The organism is Ottowia sp. VDI28 (genome assembly GCF_049532675.1).
In the GTDB taxonomy this organism is placed as follows: Bacteria; Pseudomonadota; Gammaproteobacteria; order Burkholderiales; family Burkholderiaceae_C; genus Ottowia.
Map to the genome: position 1 here is coordinate 2,410,056 of NZ_CP149820.1, position 24,660 is coordinate 2,434,715.

Consider the following 24,660-nt stretch of genomic DNA (forward strand, 5'->3'; position numbering starts at 1 on the left):
GATACCCACCATGAAGCTGCAGGCTTTGCGTACGCGCGCATACGATTTCATCACCGAGGTCACTGACTTCCCGGTGCTGCCCACGGCTGCCACTCTATGGCAGCGCTTCAAGCAAGACCGGCTGGGCCTGACGGCCAGCTCGCTCACCTTCACCTCCACGCTGGCGCTGGTGCCTTTTTTTGCCATCGTGCTCTCCGTGTTCACGGCGTTTCCGCTGTTCGGCCAACTCAAGCTGGCGCTGGAGCAGTGGCTGATCGACAGCCTGATTCCTGCCAGCATTTCCCACAATGTGCTCGACTATCTGACCCAATTCGTCGGCAAGGCGAGTGAGCTGGGGGTGGCCGGGGCCGTAGGCCTTTTCGTGACCGCGCTTTCATTGGTGCTCACGATCGACCACACCTTGAACGACATCTGGCGCGTGACCGTCAAGCGCCCGCTGGGCCAACGTGTGCTGGTGTACTGGGCTGTCCTGACGCTCGGGCCGTTGGTCCTCGGAGCCAGCCTGGCGATCACCTCTTATGTGATCACACGTTCACGCGGCTTGCTGCCTGATCTGCCGGGGGGCGTGAATTTTCTGCTCGATACCGCGCAGTTCTTGCTGCTGACTGGCGGGCTCACGCTGCTGTACCGTTTTGTGCCGAATACGCCGGTGAAATGGAAGCACGCACTGGTTGGCGGCCTGTTCGTGTCGGTTTTCATGGGGCTCGTCAAGCAGATCCTGGGTTGGTATTTGTCGAGCATCCCGACGTATTCGCTGATCTACGGTGCCTTCGCCACGGTGCCGATTCTGCTGCTGTGGAGCTATCTGTCATGGCTCATCGTGCTGTTCGGCGCCGTCATTGCGGCTTATCTGCCTAGCTTGCTCACAGGCGTGGCCCGGCGCGGCGGGGGGCCGGGCTGGGAGTTCGAGCTGGGCTGCGAGGTTCTGCAGGCGCTGGCCCGGGTGAGGAGCACGACGGCGCGCGGCTTTACCCTGCCGCAGCTGGCCAACTGGCTGAAAGTCGATACCTTGCAGCTGAGCCCCGTGCTGGAGGCCCTGCAATCGCTCGACTGGGTGGGCGAGCTCGCGACGCACACCGAGAACGAGCAACCGCGTTATGTCTTGCTGGTGGAGCCGGCCCGGACCCCGCTCAGGCCGCTGATGGAGCGCCTGCTGCTGGCGCCTGATGAGGCGCTCAGCGGGTGGTGGACGCATGAAGGTGTGGCGGGCATGACGGTGGAGGACGTTCTGGAGCGTCCAGGCCGCTGATGGCCGCTATTCAAGGGAGGCACAGGTGCCCACTCTGCTGGGAGTTCTCCGCCTATTCGGAGAGAAACTCTTGGAGCGCCCACAGTACCTCATCGGGGGCTTCGCTCATCAGCGCGTGGCCACCGTTGACTTCCACCAGCTTGACCAGCCTGGCGTGCGCGGCGAGGGCGCGCGCGGCTTTGGGCGGGGTCATCTGGTCGTGCCGGCCGATGATGAACAGGGTGGGGCAGTGCACCGCCGCCATGGCCTGCTCGCCGCCCGCGTAGCTGTCGCAGGCCTTGAAACCGGTGTAGAACACGTTGGTCTTCGCATTGCTGGCCAGCATGCGCCGCATCAGGGCCCGGGAGCCGCCATAAAGCCAGGTGCCCGGCCCCAGGGCCGATGGTGGGGGCGCCAGCGTGGAGTGCGAAAACTGGTTGACCATGGCAATGGCTTTTTCGGGCGCCTTGACCGAGCTTTCCAGCAGGGCGGGTGAGACTTTCATCGGGTAAGCCGAACCGGCCATGACGAGATGGCTGATGTGCGCCGGCGCGCGCGCGGCAGTTTCCAGGGCGATCAGCGAGCCAAAGCTGTGGCCTACCAACGCAGCCTGATTGAGGCCGGCGGCACTGAGCAGCGCGATGATGGTGCCGGCGGCTTCTTCCACCGTGGCAGGCGGCTCGCCGCCGCTCTTTCCCTGGCCCGGCAGGTCGATCGCCAGCACGTTCCAGCCATGATGGGCCAGATAGCGGCTTTGCAGGATCCAGACGCTGTGATCGTTCAGCACGCCATGGATGAAGATGACCGTCGGCTTGGCGGCATCGAACGCCTTGCCGCCGGTGTAAGCGTACAGGTCGTGACCGTTGACTTTGAGGTACATATCAGTTTTCCATGGTGCTATGCGACGCCCGTATCGCATGAAACACAAAGGCTTGAAAGGCCGCGGAGCAGGCCATGCCAGGGCACCCGCGGAGCTGGCTTTGCCAGGCCGCTGGGTGCGTCCCTTGGGGGAAGGCGCGTAAGCGACTCAGGGGAGTTTCATTTTGCTACTTTCAGCGCGCGCTTGAGATCATCGATCAGATCATCGGGATCTTCCAGTCCGATGGACAGCCGGATGGTGCCGGGGCCGATGCCGGCGCCAGCCAGAGCGTCGTCGCTCATGCGGAAATGCGTGGTGCTGGCTGGATGGATCACCAGACTGCGGCAGTCGCCCACGTTGGCCAGGTGGCTGAAGAGCTTGAGCTGCTCGATGAAGCGCTTGCCCTGCTCGCGAGAGCCTTTCATATCGAAACTGAACACGCTGCCAGCGCCCTTGGCGCCATGTTTCAGCAGCTTGTTGGCCAGGGCATGGCTGGGATGCGATTCCAGCAACGGGTGGCGCACGCCGGACACGAACGGGTGCTCGGCCAGAAAGCGCACGACTTTTTCAGTGTTGGAAAGATGCCTTTCCATGCGCAGCGGCAGCGTTTCGATGCCCTGCAGGATCAGCCAGGCGGAGTGCGGGCTCATGCACGCGCCAAAATCGCGCAGGCCCTCCCGCCGTGCCCGCAGCAGGAAGGCGCCCACAGTGCTTTCGTCGCTGAACACCATGTCGTGGAAGCCATCGTAGGGGGCGGTGAGTTCGGCGAACTTGCCGCTCGCGTCCCAATCGAACGCGCCGCCATCCACCACAATGCCGCCGATCACCGTGCCGTGGCCGCTCAGGAACTTGGTGGCCGAGTGGTAGACCAGATCGGCGCCATGATCGAAGGGCTTGAGCAGGTAGGGCGTAGTGAAGGTGGAATCGACCAGCAGCGGAACGCCGGCCTCGTGGGCAATGGCTGATACGGTAGGAATGTCGAGTACGTCGAGCCCCGGGTTGCCCACTGTTTCGCCGAACAGCAGCCGCGTATCGGGCCGGATGGCGGCCCGCCAGCCGTCGATGTCGCCCGGCTTGACGAACGTGGTTTCAATGCCGAAACGGCGCAGCGTGTAATGCAGCAGGTTCTGGCTGCCGCCATAGAGGGCGGTACTGGCCACGATATGGCTGCCGGCCCCCATCAGCGTGGCAATGGCCAAGTGCAGCGCCGCCTGGCCGCTGGCGGTAGTGATCGCGCCAATACCGCCTTCGAGGGCGGCCACGCGCTGCTCCAAGACGGCGTTGGTGGGGTTGCTGAGGCGGCTGTAGACATGACCCGAACGTTCGAGATTGAACAGCGCCGCCGCATGGTCGCTGGACTCGAAAACGAACGAGGTGGTCAGATGGATCGGTACCGCACGCGCGCCGGTAGCTGCGTCGGGGGCAGCGCCGGCGTGAATGGCGAGCGTATCGAAGCCGGGATCGGCGTAACCGGACATGTGCATCTCTCCTGATGAATTTTTGCTGGTAGGCCGCTACCGAGGCAAAAAGCGCCCCCTCGGGGGGCAGCGGACCTCGCGTAGCGGGAAAGCGTGGGGGCCATTTTTTGTTACCGGCTGCTGGTGGCCGTGCGTCATTGTGGGCTATATTTGTTCATCACCACGTTGGTGCTGGAAGGAACAGAGCATGAAAGTCAGTGATATCTTGCGGGTCAAAGGCAATGCCCTGTACACCGTCACGCCCGACGAGCCCTTGGCCAGGGCGGTCGACATCATGGCGGAGAAAGACATCGGCTCGCTGGTGGTCATGGAGCACGGCGACGTGGTGGGCATGCTCACCTTCCGCGAAATCATCCTGGCGCTGGCGCGAACCGGTGGCCAGTTGGGCGACGTGCCGGTGCGCACCAACATGGACGACCACCCGCTCACTTGCACCCTGGAAACCGACATGGACGAGGTCCGCCGCATGATGCTGGACCGCCATGCGCGCTACATGCCGGTCATGGACAAGAAAATGCTGATGGGGGTGGTCAGCTTCTACGACGTTGCCAAGGCGGTGGTAGACAGCCAGAATTTCGAGAACCGCATGCTCAAGGCCTACATCCGCGATTGGCCTGAAGAAGGGGCCCGCGCTGAAGACGCGTGAGTTGTTGCCCCCTGAGGCGCTGACGCACCATCCACCAGGGGACGTTGCCAGCGGCCTGGCAAAGCCAGCTCCGCGGCAACCCCGTATGGCCTGCTCCGCGGCCTCTCGAACATGTTCGCAACTTCTTTGCAGGGTCTTTTCCCCGTCATACCCGGATGGTCGGGTAAGAGCTGAGCAAAGGCACCGTGAGGAGATCGTGGACACATTCTTAGACGCGCGATAATCGCGCTCTATGAGTGGCAATACTTTCGGCTCCCTTTTTGCGGTTACTAATTTTGGTGAATCCCACGGTCCGGCCATCGGCTGCGTGATCGATGGCTGCCCGCCCGGCATGGAGCTGTCGGAAAGTGATATTCAGCCTGAACTGGACCGGCGCCGGCCAGGAACCTCCAAATTCGTCACCCAGCGCAACGAGGCCGACGCGGTCGAGATCCTGTCCGGGGTGTACGAGGGCAAGACCACGGGCACGCCCATTTGCCTGCTCATCCGCAACACCGACCAGCGCAGCAAGGACTACGGCGATATCGCCCAGACTTTCCGCCCCGGTCATGCGGATTACACCTATTGGCGCAAGTTCGGCATCCGCGATCCCCGCGGCGGAGGGCGGTCTTCTGCGCGATTGACCGCTCCCACGGTGGCGGCTGGCGCGGTGGCCAGGAAGTGGCTGCACCAAAAATACGGCACCACATTCCGGGGCTGCATGACGCAGGTGGGCGAATTGGCGATTGGCTTCGAGGATTGGGCGCACGCGGGCAACAACCCCTTCTTTGCCCCTGTGGCCGATGTGTCGGAAATAGAAAACTACATGAACGTCTTGCGCAAATCGGGCGATTCATGCGGCGCGCGGCTGCGCGTCACGGCGGAGCAGGTGCCGGTGGGCCTGGGCGAGCCGCTCTATGACCGGCTGGATGCTGATATCGCGAAGGCCATGATGGGGCTGAACGCCGTGAAAGGCGTGGAAATCGGCGACGGCTTTGCCAGCGTGGCGCACAGAGGCAGCATGCACGGTGATTCGCTCCAGGCCGGTGGCGGTTTTGCTAGCAACCACGACGGCGGGGTGCTTGGAGGCATCAGCACCGGGCAGAACCTGGAGGTGGCCATTGCCATCAAGCCGACCAGCTCGATTCTGGTGCCACGTGAATCGCTCAATACGGCCGGCGCCCCGGTCGAGGTGATCACCAAGGGCCGGCATGACCCCTGCGTGGGCATACGAGCCACCCCTATCGCTGAAGCGCTCCTGGCGCTGGTGGTGATGGAGCACGCGTTGCGCCTGCGGGCCCAGTGCGGTGATGTACCTGTACCGCCTGGGTTTTGAGTGTCCGTTGCGGCTTGGCTTGCCCCTTCCCCCTCTGGGGGAAGGCCGGGATGGGGGCTTTCACGGCGGTGGATTCGAATGGCCTTCTGTTGTGCACATCGCATGGTGAAAGCCCCCATCCCAACCTTCCCCCAGAGGGGGAAGGAGTAAGACCAGCCAGTAGCCCATGACCACCCCCTCTGATGCCGTCACCCAGCTTTCCGAAGCCGATTGGATAGAGGCCGCCAGGTACGACAAAGTCGTGACGGGTATGCGTTCGAGCCAGGTGGCGGCCCTGGTCGTGATTGGCTTGCTTTGCGGTCTGATGTTCCCCTATGTGCCTGCCTGGCAGCTCGCCTTGTGGGGGTTGGCTTCTGTTCTGGCCCTGGGGCTGCGCCATGATTTTGGCAAGCGCTTTACCAAGCTGGGTGAGTTGCAGTCGATTGATGCGCAACTGAACTTCGCGCGCAGCCGCACCTGGATCTGGGGGCTGTACGGAGCCGTCTGGACCAGTTGCGCCTTCCTGCTCCTGGAGCCCATGCCGCCGCAACTGGAGGGGGTCTGCTGGATGCTGCTGGCGGGCGCATGCAGCGTGGCGGTGCTGTGGATGTCGGCCCATCTGGGGGTCGCGCGCCTGTTCCTGCTCTCCGCGGCGGTCTGTCTGGTCGCCAGCCTGGGCTTGCATTCATTGATCGGATGGCACGCAGTACACAGCGAGAGCACGTTCTGGTTCGCTGGATTTCTGCTGGCCTATCTGCTGGTCTTGCTGCGCGTGGCAGCGAAGCAGCATGAAATGCATGCGAAAAGCATTGACCTGAGCTATCACAATGCCCGGCTGATCTACTCGCTGCGGCAGCAGACTCGCACTGCGCAGGAGGCCTTGATTTTCAAGGACCGGTTCCTGGCGGGTGCCGCGCATGATCTGAAGCAGCCGGTGAATGCGCTCAGCATCTATGCGGAATGGCTGGGCAAGGAACCTGAACTGAGCACGGAACTGGGGCCGAAGATCCTGCAGGCCGCCCAGGCGGTGAACACGCTGTTCGATTCCATGTTCGATCTGGTCAAGCTCGATGCCGGCCAGTTCCGGGTGGTGGTGCAGCCCGTGGATCTCCGGCGGCTGTTTTCCGATCTGGAGCTTCAGTTTCGGCCGCTGGCGGCCCAGAAGGGGCTGGAGTTGCGTGTACGGCCCCCGCCGGCGGGCGCTGCCTTGAACAGTGATCCAGCCATACTGCAGCGCATTCTGGGCAACCTGCTGGGCAATGCCATCCGCTATACCCGTCAGGGTGGGGTCCTTCTGGCCGTCCGCTGTGAGCCGGAAGCGCTACGCTTCGAAGTGTGGGATACGGGCATTGGTATCCCGCCGGATCAGCAATCCCGCATATTTGGCGAGTTCTACAAGGTGCAGTCCGCGGGCACCGAGGAAGGCTTTGGCCTGGGGTTGGCTATTGTGCAGCGGCTGTCCGGGCTGCTGGGACATGGTGTGAGCATGCGCTCTCGCCCTGGTAGGGGCTCGGTCTTTTGTGTGCGTGCGCCTTTCAGCGTCGCCTTGACCGAGGAAATCAGGCGTTGATCAAACCGTTCACGCGCGCGAAGTGCAGGGTCTGCGTACGACTTTTGACGCCCAGGCGCCGAAACAGTCGCCAGAGGTGCACTTTGACGGTATGTTCGCTGATGCCCAGGCGCTCGGCGATGTCGCGGTTGGAGAGGCCTTCATCCAGCATGATGATCAACTGCCTCTGCCGCTTGGTTAGCTTGGTTTCAGCAGGTGCTTCGCCTTCCTCCGCGTCCTGGCCCTCAGGCTGGAGCATCGCGCGCAGAGTGGCGGCGATCTCGCTGGCGCCAGCGGACTTTTCAATATATACATCCGCGCCGGCCTCGCGGCACCATTCCTCGACATCGACGGCCGGGGTGGCCGAGATCACGGCCAGAGGGGTTTCGGGATAACTGGCTCTCAGCACCTTCACCCCGGAAATGCCCACGGTATCGGGCAGCTTCAGGTCAAGGCACAGGATTTCCGGCTCCCCATGCTGAGCAACCGCGGACTCCAGGTCGGATAGCTGCGAGAGCTCCACCACCTCGGAACCCGGCCGGACACGACGTAGAAGCATGACGATCGCGTCGCGCATCAGTGGGTGGTCGTCGATCACATAAATAGCCATTTTTCACTCCCTGACAAGCAGGTTCTATTTGTTGAGTGATTTTGGCTTATTCAGTTCTATTAGTTTCACTACTTATGACGCTAAAGTCTCATAAGTAGTGCGTATTTCACAAATTATCGCTATTAAGGAGGCGATTTAACGCTTCTTCAACGGTCGCGGGCTCAATTCCAGCCGGCAACTCCAGCACGTCCTTCAGGGTGTTTGCGGCTGCCGGCCCCTCGGTTTGCAGCCGTTTGACGGCCTGGCCGGCTTCACGCGGCGAGTCAAATCCCTTGCTTTGGAGCAACACCTGGCCGCCAGTGCTGGTGAGCTTGAAGTAAAAGAGGCCGTCTTTTTCGCGGTATTGCTTGAATACCGGCAGGCTGTCCTTGTGCGGATCCTTGGTTTTCGTGGCGGTCGCCTGAGCGGCGCCCAGCGCGCGCAGGCCCACGGCGGTGCGCAACTGCCGCATGAGCGGGATGGCGACCGCACGCGCTTTTTCCGCGCCCGCGACCAGCAGGGCTTCGACTTCTTCGGGGTGCGAGATCAGGTGTTCGTAGCGCTCGCGCATGGGGCCGATTTCCTGGTCGATGCGCTCGAAGAGCTGCTGCTTGGCATCGGCCCAGCTGATGCCTTCCGCGAAAGCCTTGGCGAATGCCGTGGTTTCCTCCTGGCTGGCAAAAGCGCGGTAGATCGAAAACAGGGCTGAATCCTCGGTGTCCTTGGGCTCACCGGGGGCGCGGGAGTCGGTCACGATGCTCCCGATCAGCTTGCGCAACTGCTCGCGCGAGCTGAACAGCGGAATGGTGTTGTTGTAGCTCTTGCTCATCTTGCGGCCATCCAGGCCGGGCAGCAGGGCTACGTTGTCGTCGATCACCACTTCAGGCAGCACGAGCAGTTCGCCATAAAGGTGATTGAAGCGCTGGGCGATGTCGCGCGCCATTTCCAGGTGCTGGGTCTGGTCGCGTCCCACGGGCACGCGATGGGCGCTGAAGAGCACGATGTCGGCTGCCATCAGCACGGGGTACATGAAAAGCCCGGCAGTGACGTCGAAATCAGGGTCTTCGCCGGCGGCTTCGTTCTTGTCCAGGGCCGCCTTGTAGGCATGGGCGCGATTCAGCAGGCCCTTGCCGGTGACGCAGGTGAGCAGCCAGGTGAGCTCGGGAATTTCGGGAATGTCGGCCTGGCGGTAAAAAGTCACCTTTTCCGGGTCGAGTCCTGCCGCCAGCCAACTGGCTGCGATTTCGAGCGTCGAGCGCTGGACGCGGTCCGGGTCGTCGCACTTGATGAGCGCGTGGTAGTTGGCCAGGAAGTAAAAATTTTCGATTTCTGGCTGGCGGCTGGCGCGCACGGCAGGACGAATGGCGCCAACGTAGTTGCCCAGGTGGGGCGTACCGGACGTGGTGATCCCGGTGAGGGAGCGGATAGGGGCTTGGGAGGTCATGACGAACTAGCGAATCAGGGCAGCCAGCGGGGACAGTAGCAGATCAAGGAAACCGAACGTGAGCGACATCAGCGGCCGCATCCACAGGTTGCTGATGACACCAGCCACCACGAGGGCCATGACAATGAAGAAGCCCCATGGTTCGATGCGGCTGAAGGGAATGGACAGCCTGGCCGGCAGGAGGCTGGTCAGCACCCGTCCGCCATCCAGCGGCGGCAGGGGGAACAGGTTGAAGGCGAACATCACCACGTTGACCAGGACGCCCGCCCGGCACATTTCAAGGAAAAAACGCTCTTCCACCGCAGCGCCGCGCAGCAGATACAGCGCCACACCCCAGGCCAAGGCCTGGATGAGGTTGGAAACCGGCCCGGCCAGCGCGACCCAGATGGTGTCGCGGCGAGGATTTCTCAGCCGGCCGAAATGAACCGGCACCGGCTTGGCGTAGCCAAAAAGGAAAGCGCCGCCCGTGGCTATATAGAGAAACAGCGGCATCGCGATGGTGCCGATGGGATCAATGTGCTTGAGCGGGTTGAGGGTGACCCGGCCCAGCATGGCCGCCGTGTTGTCGCCATAGTACCGGGCGACGTAGCCGTGAGCGGCTTCGTGCACGGTAATGGCGAACAGCACTGGCAGTGCATAGATGGCGATGGTCTGGATGATGTTGGCAATGTCCACGGGGGGATTGTCTCAGAACGTGTTTACGATCTCGGCGCGAGGGCCGTTGTGATCGAAAAATGGTGGATGCAAGCGGTGCGCCGATGCGACGAAAACCGCAGGGATACCTCGTGGTATCGCGAGGATTGTCAACGCGGCATACGCGGTTTTTGCGGGCGCCGTGCAACGGGCGCAACGGACCCGCGAGGAGATCGTAAACACGTTCTCAGAGTGAAGGGGCCGGTTTTTCGTCACACCGGCAAGAGATAGCTGTAGAGCCGGAACTGGAGGCCTGCCCTACAGACCCAGAATGGCCGGGTCGCCGCGCCCCCGGCGCAGGATTTCGGGAGGGCTGTCTGTGAGGTCGACCACGGTGGTGGGCTCCAGGGGGCACGCACCGGCATCGATCACACCCGCGATCTGGCGTTCCAATTGATCCCGGATGGTTTCTGGATCATTCAGAGGCTCGGTTTCTCCAGGGAGGATCAGCGTGGTCGCCAGCAACGGAGCGCCGTGCGTTTCGATCAAATCGAGCAGCACCTGATGTTCGGGAACGCGCAATCCAATGGTTTTGCGCTGCGGGTGGCTGACACGGCGAGGCACTTCCTTGCTGGCTTCCAGCACGAAAGTGAACGGCCCAGGTGTACCGAGCTTGAGCAGGCGGTACTGCGCGTTGTCTACCCTGGCGTAGTTGGAGAGCTCGCTCAGGTCGCGGCAGATCAGGGAGAGCAGTTGCTTGTCATCGAGCCCGCGAATGCGCCGCAAGGTGTCGACCGCTGCTTTGTCGTCCAATTGGCAGACCAGGGCGTAGCTCGAGTCGGTCGGGACGGCCAGCACACCGCCCTGCTGCAGCAATCCGGCCGCCTGCTTGAGTAAACGGGGCTGGGGATTGGCGGGGTGAACGCTGAAGTACTGGGCCATGATGTGATGATAGCGGGGCGTGCTTTGAACACGCGCTTAACACGTTCTTGGAGGGGCGGATTCGAAACTCGCCCATACGCCCGGAAAGAGAGGTGCGGTCAGTGCACGCGCTCGCTGAGTTGCGACCACACGGGGATGAGGCCTGCTGGCAAAGGAGGCAGCTTGCCAAGGTCGATGTGGCTTTCATCGGGGCTGTGGAAGTCGCTGCCGCGTGAAGCCAGGAGATCGAATTCGCGGGCCATGCCGGCATAGCGCACGGCCTCGGCCGAGGTATGGCTGCCTGTGACCACCTCGACGCCCTGGCCGCCATGCTGCTTGAATTCCGAAAACAGCGCGTATTCGACGGTGGGCGAAAAATGGTAGCGCGCCGGGTGGGCAATCACGGCGATGCCACCACTTTGTGTGATCCAGTTGACGGCATCACCCAGCTTGGCCCACCGATGCGGCACGTAGCCCGGCTTGCCCTCGGTAAGATATTTGCGGAAAACCTCGGGTGTATCGCGGCATACGCCGGACTCCACCAGGAACCGGGCGAAATGGGTGCGGGAGATCAGCCTCGGGTTGCCGACATACTTGAGCGCGCCCTCATAGGCGCCGTGAATGCCTACCTTGGCCAATTGCGCGCTCATCTCGATCGCGCGGGGGCCTCGGCCATCGCGTGTGTCGGCCAGGCCCTCGGTCATGCGCGGATCGGTGTGATCGAAGCCCAGGCCGACGATGTGCACCGTGGCGTCGGCAAAGGTCACGGAAATTTCCACCCCGGTCAGGTATTTCAGGCCCTGCGCCCGGGCCGCCTCCAGTGCCCGTTGCTGGCCGCCAACTTCGTCGTGATCGGTCAGCGCCCACAGATCCACCCCATTGGCCTTGGCGCGAGCGGCCAGCACTTCGGGCTCTAGCGTCCCGTCGGATACGGTGGAATGGCAGTGGAGGTCGGCGTTGGTTGGAGAGGTCACGGTCTTATTCTACGAGTGTGACTCCTTCCCCTCTTGGGGGAAGGTTGGGATGGGGGCTTTCACTGCGGTCAATTACACGGTGCTTTTAATTTCCTTCTGCCATTCGATCGAATTGGGCAAGCAGATGTGTGCGCTGGTTTTTGAACACGTTCTAAGGCGAAGGCCATGCCTGTTGAGGCCCGCGCAACTGCTCGAACGCGCGCGCCATTTGCAGCACACCCAGGTCGTCAAAGCGCTGGCCGGCGATCTGCAGGCCGATGGGCCAGAGCTTGCCGTTGCCTGCATCGGCATAGCCGCCATTGACCGAGACGGCCGGCTGCTCGCCCATGTTGTAGGGCACGGTGAAACCGATGTGCTCCAGGCCGCGCAGAGGATCGTTGGTGGGCGAGGCCCAATCGAACAAGGCGGGCCCCACGGGCGAGGTGGGCGAGAGTACATAGTCGAAGGGTTGCAGCGCCATTTGTGTAGCCACGCGTGTCGCGTGCGTGGCGCTGAAGGCGCGGAAGACATCGGGGCCGCTCATGCCGCGCGCGCTGTCTGCCCACTCGCGGATCACGGGCAGCACGCCGTCGCGGGCCTCGGCTGTCAGGGCATCGATGTCGAGCATGGAGCGCATGCGCCAGAAATGATCCAGGCCGGCCAGTAGTTCAGGCGTCATGAAAGGCGCCATCACTGTCACCACGGCTCCGTGCGCCTCGAAGAGATGGCCGGCGTGCTCCACCGCCGTACGGATGGCGGCGTCAACGGGCAAACCGCAGCCCGCATCCAGGTGCAAGCCGATGCGCAGGCCTTTCAAAGGCTTGTCTTGGCGCCACACCAGAGACCAATCGATCGCTTGCGGGGGCAAGGCCATGCTGTCGCGAGGGTCGGGGCGGCTCAACACCTGCATCAACAGTGCGGCATCGGCCGTGGTGCGCGTGATGGGACCGGCGGCGCGGCCCATGTAGGGAGGATCGATCGGGACGCGGCCGAGGCTGGGTTTCAGGCCCACGGTGCCGCACCATCCCGCCGGCAGACGAATGGAGCCGCCGATATCGGTGCCCAGGTGCAGCGGCCCGTAGCCCGCGGCTGCGGCGGCGCCTGCACCCGCGCTGGAGCCGCCGGGTGTTCGCGTGGTGTCCCAGGGGTTGCGCGAAATGGCGTGAAAGGTCGAAAGCCCCGAAGACAGCATGCCGTAGTCCGGCATCGTGGTTTTGCTCACGATGACGGCGCCCGCTTCGCGCACACGCGCCGCAGGAGGGGCGTCGGCTGGGGCGGGCGTGAGTGTGGTGGCCTTCGTCCCCAGCGGGACGGGATCGCCCTGAGTGGCGATGTTGTCCTTGATGGTGACAGGCACCCCGTCGAGCGCGCCGCAAGGCTGCCCTTTGAGCCAGCGTGCTTCGGATGCACGGGCTTGTTCCAGCGCGGCTTCGGGCCGGAGGAGATACGTGGCCGCGATGTGCGGCTCCCAGCGGTCGATTTGTGCCAGGACCGCCTGAGTGGCTTCTACTGGCGAGAATTCCCCGGATTTGTAGCCGGCGATGAGATCATGCGCTGATAGTTCATGCAAAGCCATAACGGTATGTTCCTTGTTCCCGAGGCGTAAGCAAAATGACCGTCATTCCCGCGCAGGCGGGAATCCAGGGGCTTGGAATCGCTGCACCGGATTCCCGCCTGCGCGGGAATGACGATAGAGCGCAATGAGGGTGCTCTCGGCTCAACTCCAGCTGAGGGCCGCCAGATCGTTGACGAAGATCGGCATGTCTTTCCAGAGCCCATTCAGGCGCCGGTTGGCCACGGTCAGCCATTGGGGCTGATAGAGCCAGGCCAGCGCGGCGTCGTCGGCCAGTATCTTCTGTGCCTCGCCCAGCAGTTTGTTGCGCTCGGCCACGTTGGCCGTGACCTTGATCTTGTCGAACAGTTCGTTGAACTTGGGGTTGTTGTACCCCCAGTAATAGTCCGGCTTGGTGAAGTTGACCAGATCGAACGGTTCCACATGGCTGATGATCGTCAGATCGTAGTTGTGCGCACCGCCGTAGGTGTTGGCCAGCCATTGTGCCCATTCGACGTTCTGCACCTTGGCCGTGATGCCGGCCTTGGCCAGCTGAGCCACGATGACCTCACCGCCCTGGCGGGCATAGGGCGGGGGCGGCAGTACAAGGCTCAACTCCAGCGGCGTGGTGATGCCGGCTTCCTTCAGCAGCGCGCGGGCCTTGTCCGGGTTGTAGGGGTTGATGCCCGTGGTGTCGATATAGCCTGCCGCACCTGGTACATAGTGGCTGCCAATCGGCACACCAAAGCCGTCTCCCGCGCCCGCGATGACCGCCTTGCGGTCGATGGCCGCGGAGATGGCACGGCGCACCCGCACGTCGTTCAGGGGCTTCTTGGCGTTGTTGATGGCCAGCACGGTCTTGGCGCGCGAACCGCTCACAATGGTTTGCAGGCGGGAATTGGCCTTGAACTGCGCCGCTCCGCGCGGAGTGACGCGCACGAAGGCATCGATGTCGCCTGAAAGCACGGCAGCGACCTGGGCGGCAGGGTCGCTGATGAAGCGGAAGGTCGCGCGCTTGATTTTGATGGCACCCGGGTTGCGGTAGCTGGGCGAAGCACTCAGCATGACCGATGAGCCCTTGTTCCAGCGCTCCATCGCATAGGGGCCCGTGCCCACGGGTTGGGCGCTGTTGTTGTCGGCGCTCTTGGGCTCGACGATGACGGCCGTGGCCTGGCCCATGTAGAACAGGAAATCCGGGTCGGGTTCCTTGTTTATGATGACGACCGTGTGCTCATCCACCGGGCGCACGCTTTCCATCGCCGCGAAGGTACGCTTGTCCTTGTTGGTGCTTTTCTCGGCGGCGGCTCGTTCGAAGCTGAACTTCACGGTTTGCGCGTTGAACGGTTCGCCGTTGCTGAACTTCACGCCCTTGCGCAGCCTGAAGGTGTAGGTGCGTAGGTCAGGAGAAACTTCCCAGCTTTCGGCCAGAAGCGGTGTGACGCTGCCGTCGGCGTTGATCTTGGTCAGCGTCTCCAGAATGTTGTACTGCACGATCTCTGCAATGGCCGATGCGGCGCCTGCAGTGGGGTCCAGGCCCGGCGGCTCCAGCGTCATGCCCAGGACCACCGCATCCTTGCGCGCCTGGGCCAGGGCAGGGGCGCCCGCGAGGACGGCGGCAGCGGGAATGGACAAGGCAAATTCGCGACGTTTCATTTTCTGGTGTCTCCGTTCAGGCGGGGGTAAGAACGCTCCGAGCGCATGGTAGCGCACGCTGTGGTGTCAGGCATTTTCAGTGATCATCAACTCCGGTACGGAGGCGAGCAGGGTGCGCGTGTACTCATGCTGGGGCTCCCGGAGGACCTGCCGTACAGGGCCTTGCTCCACGATCAGGCCACCCTTCATCACGGCAACGTCCGCACACAGGTGGCTCACCACCGCCAGGTCATGGCTGATGAAAAGGAAAGTCACTCCCTGTGCGTCGCGCAGATCGGCCATCAGGTTCAGTACCTGCGCCTGCACGGATACATCGAGGGCGCTGACCGCTTCGTCGGCCACAATCAGCTTCGGCCGTGTGACGAGCGCGCGGGCAATGGCAATGCGCTGGCGCTGGCCGCCGGAAAACTCATGGGGGTACTTGTCGATGGCATCGGTACGCAAGCCCACGGATTCCAGCGCTTCAGCGGCGCGTTCACGCAACTGCGCGCGCGATGAACGTTCGGTGGCGGTCAGTGGCTCAGTCACGGTGCGCCACACCCTGCGGCGCGGATCCAGCGAGCCGTAGGGGTCTTGGAACACCATCTGAAAATCGCGCCGCGCGGCACGCAGCTCATGTGCCGGGAGCGCATGAAGATCACGTCCTTCGAAGCGCACCGTGCCGCTGTTGGGGCGTTCCAGCGCCATCGCCAACCGTGCCAAGGTGCTTTTGCCTGAACCGGATTCTCCCACGATGCCCATGCTGCGTCCTGCCCGGACGTCAAGCGACACCCCCGCAGCGCCTGCACCGTCCCGGGAGGCTTGAACAGCGACTCACGAGGCAGCGTATAGCTGCGGGTGAGATCCCTGATCTCAAGCAGTGAGTGGGGATTCTCGATGGCCGTCATGAACTGGAAGAGACTGATGGATGGCTTCCGGTACCCCGCAGCGGACGTGGTGAAGGTCGATGAGCTTCAACTCGGGTGGTACTTCGATGTGGCAGGAGGGGCGCGTGAATGCGCACCGCCCGGCGAAAGGACATCCCGCCGGCAGATGGAACAGATCGGGCACCGAGCCTGCAATGGTGGGCAATCGCTCGCTGCGGTGCGCCACCAGCCGGTGAGCGAGGCTGGGGCGGGCAGCGAGCAAGCCGCGTGTATAGGGGTGAGCCGGATCGGTAAATACTTCCTGGGTCGTGCCGCGTTCAACCACGCTGCCGCCATACATCACCAGGAGGCGCCGCACGTTCTGCGCAATGACACCCAAATCGTGCGATATCAGTATGAGGGCCATGCCGCGCTCGGCTACCAGATCGGCAATCAGCTTGAGCACTTGCTTTTGCACGGTGACGTCGAGCGCTGTGGTGGGCTCGTCGGCGATCAGCACGTCGGGCTCGGCGGCCAAGGCCATGGCGATCATGATGCGCTGGCGCTGCCCGCCCGAAAACTGGTGCGGAAAGCTGTCGATGCGTTTGGCGGGCTCCGGAATGCCCACGCGCTCCATCAGTTCGATGGCCTTGCGGCGGGCAGCCTCCGCGCCAAGACCAAGATGCAGCCGCATGGGCTCCGCAATCTGCATGCCCACGCGGTGCACGGGGTTCAACGCCGTCATCGGTTCCTGAAAAATCATGGCCATGCGCCTGCCGCGTACGGCCCGCCAAGCGCGGTCGCGCAGTCCAACCAGCTCTTCGCCATTCAGCCGAAGGCTGCCGCTGACCACTGCATTGCCGGGAGCAAGGCCCATGAGCGCCAGAGCAGTCATGGATTTTCCGCAGCCTGATTCCCCTACCAAGCCGAGCGTATCGCCTCGTTCGAGCATGAAATCCATGCCTCGCACGGCCGCCACGATGCCGCGGTGAGTGCGCAGGTCGACACGAAGGCGAGAGGCTTCGAGCAAAGGCATCGTGTGGTCGAATGAGAAGGTTCTTCGGCTGCCGGTTTCTGTGGGTGAATGCTAGCAGAGCATGCTTTGTCCAGAGTCTGTGAAGCCTCATTCTCCACCGCTTTCCTGCCAGCGCCTGAATCAGGCGATCCAATCCTTTCTGCCGCGCGATGCCAGCGTTTGTATCTCAGGGAAGTTGAATTGTTCCAACAGGTCTCGCAGTTGGGCAATGAATGGAGCGTAGGCGGCCTCATGGGCATAGCGTTCGATCCAGTGCTCGATATCGGTCACGTGACCCTGAGACGCCAGAACGGCGAGTTCATTCAGAGCCTGGTCTTCCGGCATGGCATTGCGAGGCAGGGAGGAGTCCGATAAGGGCTGTCGGGATCCCCTCTCTGGCGGAGCGAAGGCGGACCAGCCTGTACTGGAAGCGCCGATAACCGGCGTGAGAAGCTCAAAAGAAAACGACGAGCCTTCGCCTGAGACGCTGGTCACACTCAAGGAGCTGCCCATGGCCGAGACGATGCGCTGCGTGATGAACAAGCCCAAGCCAGCGCTGCCGCTTGCCGCCTGTACTTGTTGGAAAGCACCGAAAATGTCGACGCCCTGATCCAGGTCGAGCCCTATGCCGGTATCGCTGACGGTAAAGCGCAGGACGCAGGCTTTCCCCTCAGGTTGGGCCGAGACCGACAAGGTGATCATGCCATCGCGCGTGAACTTGGCGGCATTGGAGAGCAGATTCAGCAGCACCTGCTGCAAGCGCTTTCCGTCAACGCTGATCTGCCGGGGCAACTGGTCAGGAGCCTCATAGTGAAACCGGTTGTTCTGCTGTGAGCACAGGGCGACGGCATATTCGGAAATATCATCCAGCAGGAGCGGCAGGTTGGTAGCCGCGGGCTGGATAGCCAACGGCTGCAACTCTGACTTGGCATACTCCAGCAGCTCGTCGATCAGATCGAGTTGGTATTTGACGCTGCGCTGGATAGTCTGCAGCAGTTTGTGCTGCTCTTCGGGCGCATCGGCGAGCAGAATGTCTGAGTACCCTCTGATAGTGGCCAGCGGCGCCCGCAGGTCATGGCCGATGTAGCCCAGCACTTCGACTTTCTGCCGGTCCTTGGCTTTGGCGTCTGTAAGTGCCACGTTCAGGTCCGCATTCAAGGCGGCTGTGCGTTTGGCTGCGCGCTGTTCTTCTTGGCGGCGCAGCACCATCTGTCCCATCGCGTTGCAGGAAAGCAGGATCAGGGCCAGGCCAATGGCCGTCACCAGTATTGCCATCAGAACGTGCTGTTTGCGCATGGGCGTCAGGTAGTCCAGCGAAGCCAGCGTGAGCAACTGGTACTGGTTATTGGCCAGCGGCTGACGCTTCAGCAAATAGGATTTGCCATCGATAAGCCACTGATCGGCGTGGCCTTGGCCAGCCAGCGAGCGTATGTCCATAGGCTCGCCTGGCTCTTCGCCATCCGCTGAAGGCTGTACAGTGCCCGGCGGCAGAAGCGCTGCCACGTTGCGCAGTGCGAACGGCTCGGATGACGAGGTGGTCACGCGCCCCTGGCGGTTCACAACCAGCGCGATGTGGCTTCCTGTCATGAATTTGGCCATTTCTGGCGCATCGAACCTGACCGTCACGGTCCCTATCGGGACGTCGTTGGCGTCTTCAATGCGGCCGGTCACGAAGTACGACGGCAGCTTGAGCAAGCGGGCGATGCCGAATGACTGGCCTTGCCCGGTGCGCAGCGCGTCATTGAGGTAGGTGCGGCCGGTGTAGATCATGCCCACGATGCTGTCGTCCGCTGCCCAGTTGCTGGCCGTCACGGTGTTGTCCGACATGTTGTTCATGTAGATGCGTCCGTAGTGCAGATCTTTGGACAGCCCGTCCATGAAGTCGCCGACCTTGCGCGTCAGGGGATCGCTGGTGAGCCGCGCCGCCCGCTCCTGGCGCGTCAGCTCGGCCATGCCGGGTGGATCGGTGAGGTAACGCCGAGCAAGTTCAACCACCTGGGACTGGCTGGCCACCATATTGGCGACGCTGACCATCTGGATGAACAGCAGATCCATGACGCGTCCGGTCGTTTCGGCCTCGTATTCGGCACTGGCCGACAGGCGGTCCAGCCGCGTGGCCGCCGTACGTTGCGACAGCCACCAACCCAGGCCAGCGACCAGGGCCAGCCAGAAGACAACCAGCGCCAGTGTGACCCGTCGCACACGCGGCGGCATTTGCCGGCCGGGCCGGCTGTGCGGCGGCAATAAGCCGTCTGCTACATTGTCATTGGAAAGGTGCTGCTCCAAAACGGTATCCCTTCATACGGCTAGGGGTGTTGTCAATCAAAACCTCACGCGCTGCCAAGCCGTGCAGTGCAGGGCGAGGCGCAGCGATGGTGATTGTTTTAATGACGCGAAGTGAGCGAATGTATCGCAGGGAAGTCGAACCGTTCCAGCAGCTCGCGTAGCTGGGCAATGAAAGGCTCATGTGCGGCCTCATTCGCATGACGTTCGATCCAGCGCTCTATATCGGTGAATCGGCCATCAAGCGCTAGATTGGCAAGCTCTTCCAGAGACTGGCTGTCCGGCATGGCCTGCCGGGGCGTGTCGAGTTCTGGCGAGGGCGCGCGAGGTTTTTTCCCCGTTGAGCGACGGCGAACCAGCCTGAAGCTGATCCAGCGGCAATTGGCGCTGAGAGAGCGAAAGAGAAAGTGGTGCCTTGGCTGGGGACGCTGGCCACGCTCAAGGACCCACCCATGGCCGAGACAATGCGCTGTGAGATGAACAGGCCCAGGCCGGTGCTGCCATTGGTGGCTTGTATCTGCTGGAAGGCGCCGAAGATATCGACATTCTGGTCCAGGTCGATCCCTATTCCCGTATCGCTGACAGCGAAGTACAGGGCACAGGCACTTCCTTCTGGCTTGGCCGTGACTGAAAGAGTCACCGTGCCATCGTGCGTGAACTTGGCCGCATTGGAGAGCAGATTGAGCAATACTTGCTGCAAGCGTTTCCCATCGGCGTCGATCCGCCGCGGCAGTTGGTCAGAGACGTGGTAATGGAAGCGGTTATTTCGTTGTGAGCACAGCGCGACGGCATACTCGGAAATATCGTCCAGCAGATGGAGCAGGTCAGTGGCAGCCGCCTGGACAGTGAGAGGTTGCAGTTCGGACTTCGCATACCCCAGCAGTTCATCGATCAAACCGAGCTGATATTTGACGCTGCGTTGGATGGTCTGCAGCAGCTTGCGTTGATTGTCGCGCGCTTCAGCAAGCAGAAGGGATGAGTATCCGCTGATTGTGGCCAGTGGCGCGCGCAAATCATGGCCGATATAGCCGAGGACTTCGACTTTCTGCCGGTCCTTTGCTTTGGCATCGGCCAGTGCCACGTTAAGTTCTGCGTTCAAGGCCGCCGCATGCATGTTGCCGAATGCCTGTGCATAGGCGATATGGATCGACATCAGGCCAAAGGCCAGCAGGGTTTGGAAATTGCCGGAGGCCAGAAAATCCTGCGGCGCGGGAAAAAACGGGCTGCCCAGCATGCGCGCGCAATGAACCACCAGAAACAACACGGTTACCACCACGACTTCTGGATTGAGGCTTTTCTTTCGCTCGCGGCCTGCCACGAAAAGAGTTCCAAGCGTGGTCAGCACGATCAATGCCTGGGCCATGCTATAGACATAGACGCGTGCTGATGTGTTGTATATGACGTAGGCGTAATAAGCCAGGAAGGTGACCTCCAGGCCGAGTATCACCACCATCCAGGGCAACCAGGACCGGCGCCGGCCGAAGAATAGGCAGATGCCTATGTAGAACAGAACTGAGCTCAATGTCGTGAGGAGATTCGCGACAAGGATGGAAAGAAAGTCAGGAACCTTGTCCCTCAAGGAGATCAGCAGGGATCCGGCCCCGAACACCAGGAAGCCCAAACTCCAATAAATGAGATAGCGCGCTTTCTCCCTGGTCCATAGCACCAGCATGCCCAAGCAAAGAGCGAACTCCACCAGCGCGCTGAAAAATGCAGCAGTTGCCAGATTCAAATTCATTTTTGCTTATCCTGGTGTCTATGGCCGATTCAAGCGACTTAGCAGCCGGTCTACGACGCGCGCCCGTGGTTTGGGCTTCGTACTCGGGGCTGGCTGTCAGGCGCTCCAGCCTTGTGGCCGCGGTCCGCTCTGGCCGCCACTACCCAAGTTAGTGACGCGAAGTGAGCGAATGTATCGCAGGAAAGTCGAATCGCTCCAGCAGATCGCGTAGCTGGGCAATGAATGGCCTGTGGGCAGCTTCATCGGCATGGCATTCGATCCAGCGCTCTATATCGGTGAAGCGGCCATGAAGCGCCAGGCTGGCGAGTTCTTCCAACGCCTGATCGTCCGGCATGGTTTGCCGGGGCACGATGAGTTCTGGAGAAGGGGTGCGAGGATTTGTCTTCCGTGGCGGGACCGTGAACCAGCCCGAATCTGATCCCGCGGCGATCGGCGCGGACAGCGCGAAGGAGAGGGTAGTGCCTTGGCCCGGAACACTGGCCACGCTCAAGGACCCGCCCATGGCCGAGACAATACGCTGCGAGATGAACAGGCCCAGACCGGTGCTGCCATTGGTGGCCTGTATCTGCTGGAAGGCGCCGAAGATATCGACATTCTGGTCCAGGTCGATCCCTATTCCCGTATCGCTGACAGCGAAGTACAGGGCACAGGCACTTCCTTCTGGCTTGGCCGTGACTGAAAGAGTCACCGTGCCATCGTGCGTGAACTTGGCCGCATTGGAGAGCAGATTGAGCAATACCTGTTGCAAGCGCTTCCCGTCAGTGTTGATCCGCCGTGGCAGCTGTTCGGAGACGTGGTAGCGGAAGCGGTTGTTTTGCTGCGAGCACAGCGCGACGGCGTACTCGGAAATATCGTCCAGCAGAGGGAGCAGGTCAGTGGCAGCCACCTGGACAGTGAGAGGTTGCAGTTCGGACTTCGCATACCCCAGCAGTTCGTCGATCAGACCGAGCTGATATTTGACGCTGCGTTGGATGGTTTGCAGCAGCTTGCGCTGTGCTTCAGAGGCACCGGCAAGCAAGAGGTCGGAATACCCTCTGATCGTGGTCAGCGGCGCCCGCAAGTCATGGCCGATATAGCCGAGGACTTCGACTTTCTGCCGGTCCTTTACTTTGGCATCGGCCAGTGCCACGTTCAGTTCTGCGTTCAAGGCCGCCGCATGCATGTTGCCAAATGCCTGTGCATAGGCAATGTGGACCGACATCACGCCAAAGGCCATCAGGGTCTGGAAATTGCCGGAGGCCAGAAAATCCTGCGGCGCGGGGAAAAACGGGCTGCCCAGCATCCGCGCGCAATGAACCACCAGAAACAACACGGTCACCACCACGACTTCTGGATTGAGGCTTTTCTTTCGCTCCCGGCCTGCCACGAAAAGAGTTCCAAGCGTGGTCAGCACGATCAATGCCTGGGCCGCGCTATAGACATAGACGCGTGCTGATGTGTTGTATATGACGTAGGCGTAATAGGCCAGGAAGGTGACCTCCAGGCCGAGTATCACCACCATCCAGGGCAACCATGACCGGCGCAGGCCGAAGAATAAGCAAATGCCTGTATAAAACAGAACCGAGCTTGAGGTCAGGAGGGAATTCGCGACAAGGATGGAAAGAAAGTCAGGGACCTTGTCTCTCATGGAGATCAAGAGAGACCCGGCCCCGAACACCAGGAAACCCCAACTCCAGTAAACGAGATAGCGTACTTTTTCCCTGGTCCACAGCACCAGCATGCCCAAGCAAAGAGAGAACTCCACCAACGCGCTGAAAAACGCAGCAGTTGCCAGATTCAGGTTCATGCTCGCTTGTTAAGTTGATATGCGAGGTGTATGAAAAAGTGCGTCTTCGCAGTTTTCTGGTAGTGGTAGCGCTGCTGGTGCGGCTCAGTTAATTGAATTTCACTGAGATGAGCTGCTGCAGTGAATCGGGATTTACCTGCGATTCGCTTCGAAGCTGGGTCGGTGATTTTCCCCAGAACTTTCGGAATTCGGTCGCAAAATTGGCAGGATTGGCATAGCCGACTTCTATTGAGATATCTGCAATGCCCAAGGTGCTTTGCCCGAGCATCAAGGCGGCTCTGCGCATGCGCTCCTGACGTATGAATTCGAATACCGATATGCCGTCACTGGCCTCGAATACCGCATTCAAGCGCCGCAGCGAGACCTCCATGCTCGAAGCCACGTCTGAGCTTTTCAGAGAAGTGTCGTGAATGTGGTTCAGGATGAATTCCGTGGCCACCTGCTTCAACATGAGATTGGTGGGCAACGGAGTTGGCGGGTAGGTCTCGCTTTGACCATGATTGGCAGCCGCTTCGTCCAAGGCAGGGGGTGCTTTTCTCTGTGCGAGTGCCAGGTGGATGCGTGTCCGCTCGAGCACTTCATCGACAAAAAAGGTTTGCTGATGAAGTCCACAGCGCCGGCTCTTAAGCCAGCCAAGCGCTCGTGCTCGTCATTAAGAGCGGAAAGAATCAGAATCGGAATATGCTGGGTTGACGGATTCGTCTTCAACAGGCGGGCGATCGTGATGCCATTACGCCCGGGCATGCGGACATCCAGCAGGATCAGATCAGGCAGCAATACCGTCGCCCTTGCATAGCCTTGGTCGCCATTAAGTGCCACGCTCACGCGATAGGGGGTATTGCGGAGCGCTGCCACCAGAAGGCGGAGTTGATCCGGGTCGTCATCGATTATCAAGATATGCGGAGGCTGAACTTCGTTGTTGCTCATATGTTCATGGACTGCATTCGCATTCTTGACGATGGTCAATTGTCACACATCCGTGTTCTTTTTTGTTTGTTTTTGATGTTTTTTGTTTGCTTTAGTGCAACTCGCGAGGGCCGCTTTGATGTGGTGACGTGGCTTAACCATATGTCAGCAATGGTTATTTTTTGTATGATAGCTAAAAATAGATGAATCGGGCTGATGCGTATGACACCTTTGACGAAGAAGAGCACTACTAGCATGGCTGTTGTTTTTTGTGAACTTTTATGAAAATTTGCGCTCGCCTTGTAAAAATTCAAAGAATGAATGAAAAAAGCAAAAATTTTTGGCTTTTGATCTCTGTATAACCTCTATAAAAATCGTTGGTCTTTACTTGGCTTCTTCGCGGTAAGGCGATAGAGGAAGGTGTGGCCTGAGAATTTGGCAATTGCAGATCTATCTATGGATGGCTTTTTGACTTGTGTCCATGTTGATCTCGGTGAAATGCTCACCAGCAAAAAAGGGGATTGCTGTCTCGATGCAATGAATCACCCTTCCTGTTGGAGGAGCAGGAGAAATAAATCCATCTCATCAAGGCTCCGTGATGACTGAGCCAGGGCAGTATTGCCTGCGTTGATTTTTTTCTTTTATCTCGGGGGGGTATATGGGGATTGTTTCCCAATTGGCAGAACGCGGCGGTTCGCCTGGGGTCCAGAAGGCTTTAGCCCTTTCCATGACGCGGCAGCGTGATATTTCCAGTGGATTGCGGGGCGCGTTCCGAATACTTGCTGTGGTCAGCACGGCGGCCCCGTTGATGGCCGCGGCACAGGTGGCATGCGATGGGCGGCTCTTCCTGTCGCAAGATTCGCCCACCGGTCTCAATCTCATCTCCACCACGACCAATCCGATGACCTTTCAGGCTGTCGGCGCCACATCCAGCATCACATATAACGCGCTTGGCTATTCCCCGGCGGATGGTGTGCTGTATGCCATGCGGACGGACAGTGCTGGTGATCACCTGTTTTCGCTGAACCAGGCCGATGGCGTGGCGGCCGATCTGGGCGCTGTCACGAGCCTGCCGGCGAGCCCTGTCTACAACAACGGCACCGTAGGTACTGATGGCACGTACTACGTCAAGCCGTTCGGCAGCACCAATGTGATCTATGCGATCAACACTGGAACAAAAGTCGCCACGGCCATCAATTTAACGCAGGCCTTCACTGCTTCCGACATGGCCCGGGTGGGCGGTGCGGGCGGAGGCGCTTTTCTTTTGTTTAGCGATGTTGGTTGATGG

At 61.0% G+C, this 24,660-nt stretch carries 20 protein-coding genes and 2 pseudogenes; 5 read left to right on the top strand and 17 right to left on the bottom strand.

Annotated elements, in window-relative coordinates; all coding sequences use genetic code 11:
* Positions 1-10 precede the first annotated feature (10 nt).
* Positions 11-1,249: a YihY family inner membrane protein gene (locus tag WJU18_RS11550; protein ID WP_423460195.1), complete on the top strand. Its 1,239-nt coding sequence runs from the start codon at positions 11-13 to the stop codon at positions 1,247-1,249.
* 52 nt (positions 1,250-1,301) lie between these two features.
* Here the strand turns inward: WJU18_RS11550 and WJU18_RS11555 are convergent, their stop codons facing one another.
* Positions 1,302-2,108, bottom strand: a complete 807-nt coding sequence (locus tag WJU18_RS11555; protein ID WP_423460196.1) for an alpha/beta fold hydrolase — start codon at positions 2,106-2,108, stop codon at positions 1,302-1,304.
* Positions 2,109-2,266: 158 nt separating this feature from the next.
* Positions 2,267-3,565, bottom strand: a complete 1,299-nt coding sequence (locus tag WJU18_RS11560; protein WP_423460197.1) for an O-acetylhomoserine aminocarboxypropyltransferase — start codon at positions 3,563-3,565, stop codon at positions 2,267-2,269.
* A 187-nt stretch (positions 3,566-3,752) separates the two neighbouring features.
* On the opposite strand from WJU18_RS11560, the gene WJU18_RS11565 reads away from it, so the two are divergent.
* From WJU18_RS11565 to WJU18_RS11575, 3 genes are all read left to right on the top strand, one after another.
* A complete protein-coding gene (locus WJU18_RS11565; RefSeq protein WP_423460198.1) occupies positions 3,753-4,211 on the top strand; it encodes a CBS domain-containing protein in 459 nt (152 codons plus the stop codon).
* A gap of 232 nt (positions 4,212-4,443) precedes the next feature.
* The gene (gene aroC, locus WJU18_RS11570; RefSeq protein ID WP_423460199.1) at positions 4,444-5,526 is read left to right on the top strand and encodes a chorismate synthase; all 1,083 of its coding nucleotides are present in this window, start codon (positions 4,444-4,446) and stop codon (positions 5,524-5,526) included.
* Positions 5,527-5,692: 166 nt separating this feature from the next.
* On the top strand, positions 5,693-7,075 hold the full coding sequence (locus tag WJU18_RS11575) for a sensor histidine kinase (RefSeq protein WP_423460200.1): 1,383 nt from the start codon (positions 5,693-5,695) through the stop codon (positions 7,073-7,075).
* Here the strand turns inward: WJU18_RS11575 and WJU18_RS11580 are convergent.
* The 15 genes and pseudogenes from WJU18_RS11580 to WJU18_RS11650 all read right to left on the bottom strand — a co-directional run bounded on the left by WJU18_RS11580 (position 7,065) and on the right by WJU18_RS11650 (position 23,432).
* Complete coding sequence (locus tag WJU18_RS11580; protein WP_423460201.1) at positions 7,065-7,664, bottom strand: LuxR C-terminal-related transcriptional regulator; 600 nt, start codon at positions 7,662-7,664, stop codon at positions 7,065-7,067. The two genes, WJU18_RS11575 and WJU18_RS11580, sit on opposite strands and share 11 nt — an antisense overlap.
* 106 nt (positions 7,665-7,770) lie before the next feature.
* Positions 7,771-9,087, bottom strand: coding sequence for a tryptophan--tRNA ligase (locus tag WJU18_RS11585; protein ID WP_423460202.1), 1,317 nt, complete (start codon positions 9,085-9,087; stop codon positions 7,771-7,773).
* A gap of 6 nt (positions 9,088-9,093) precedes the next feature.
* Positions 9,094-9,762 (bottom strand): site-2 protease family protein, encoded by a 669-nt coding sequence (locus tag WJU18_RS11590; RefSeq protein WP_423460203.1) that lies wholly within the window; start codon positions 9,760-9,762, stop codon positions 9,094-9,096.
* Between the two features lie 276 nt (positions 9,763-10,038).
* On the bottom strand, positions 10,039-10,662 hold the full coding sequence (locus WJU18_RS11595) for an L-threonylcarbamoyladenylate synthase (protein WP_423460204.1): 624 nt from the start codon (positions 10,660-10,662) through the stop codon (positions 10,039-10,041).
* A gap of 98 nt (positions 10,663-10,760) precedes the next feature.
* On the bottom strand, positions 10,761-11,615 hold the full coding sequence (locus WJU18_RS11600) for a 3',5'-nucleoside bisphosphate phosphatase (RefSeq protein ID WP_423460205.1): 855 nt from the start codon (positions 11,613-11,615) through the stop codon (positions 10,761-10,763).
* Between the two features lie 151 nt (positions 11,616-11,766).
* Positions 11,767-13,170, bottom strand: coding sequence for an amidase (locus WJU18_RS11605; protein ID WP_423460206.1), 1,404 nt, complete (start codon positions 13,168-13,170; stop codon positions 11,767-11,769).
* 141 nt (positions 13,171-13,311) lie between these two features.
* A complete protein-coding gene (locus tag WJU18_RS11610; protein WP_423460207.1) occupies positions 13,312-14,799 on the bottom strand; it encodes an ABC transporter substrate-binding protein in 1,488 nt (495 codons plus the stop codon).
* A gap of 66 nt (positions 14,800-14,865) precedes the next feature.
* Positions 14,866-15,686: pseudogene (locus WJU18_RS11615) on the bottom strand (ATP-binding cassette domain-containing protein).
* Complete coding sequence (locus WJU18_RS11620) at positions 15,652-16,680, bottom strand: ABC transporter ATP-binding protein (protein WP_423460208.1); 1,029 nt, start codon at positions 16,678-16,680, stop codon at positions 15,652-15,654. Before WJU18_RS11620 ends, WJU18_RS11615 begins: the two are co-directional and overlap by 35 nt.
* 120 nt (positions 16,681-16,800) lie before the next feature.
* Entirely contained in the window at positions 16,801-17,577 is a 777-nt protein-coding gene (locus tag WJU18_RS11625; protein ID WP_423460980.1) for an ATP-binding protein, read from the bottom strand.
* Between the two features lie 12 nt (positions 17,578-17,589).
* Positions 17,590-18,873, bottom strand: a pseudogene (locus WJU18_RS11630) (sensor histidine kinase); the annotation flags it as partial.
* 316 nt (positions 18,874-19,189) lie between these two features.
* Positions 19,190-20,680 carry a sensor histidine kinase gene (locus WJU18_RS11635; RefSeq protein WP_423460209.1) on the bottom strand — a complete coding sequence of 497 codons (1,491 nt, stop codon included), beginning with the start codon at positions 20,678-20,680 and terminating at the stop codon, positions 19,190-19,192.
* 148 nt (positions 20,681-20,828) lie between these two features.
* Positions 20,829-22,466 carry a sensor histidine kinase gene (locus tag WJU18_RS11640; RefSeq protein WP_423460210.1) on the bottom strand — a complete coding sequence of 546 codons (1,638 nt, stop codon included), beginning with the start codon at positions 22,464-22,466 and terminating at the stop codon, positions 20,829-20,831.
* Positions 22,467-22,554: 88 nt separating this feature from the next.
* A complete protein-coding gene (locus tag WJU18_RS11645; protein ID WP_423460211.1) occupies positions 22,555-22,917 on the bottom strand; it encodes a helix-turn-helix domain-containing protein in 363 nt (120 codons plus the stop codon).
* Positions 22,911-23,432, bottom strand: coding sequence for a response regulator (locus WJU18_RS11650; RefSeq protein WP_423460212.1), 522 nt, complete (start codon positions 23,430-23,432; stop codon positions 22,911-22,913). The genes WJU18_RS11645 and WJU18_RS11650 overlap by 7 nt, the downstream gene beginning before the upstream one ends.
* A 598-nt stretch (positions 23,433-24,030) precedes the next feature.
* On the opposite strand from WJU18_RS11650, the gene WJU18_RS11655 reads away from it, so the two are divergent.
* A complete protein-coding gene (locus tag WJU18_RS11655; protein ID WP_423460213.1) occupies positions 24,031-24,657 on the top strand; it encodes a DUF6923 family protein in 627 nt (208 codons plus the stop codon).
* Positions 24,658-24,660: the final 3 nt, after the last annotated feature.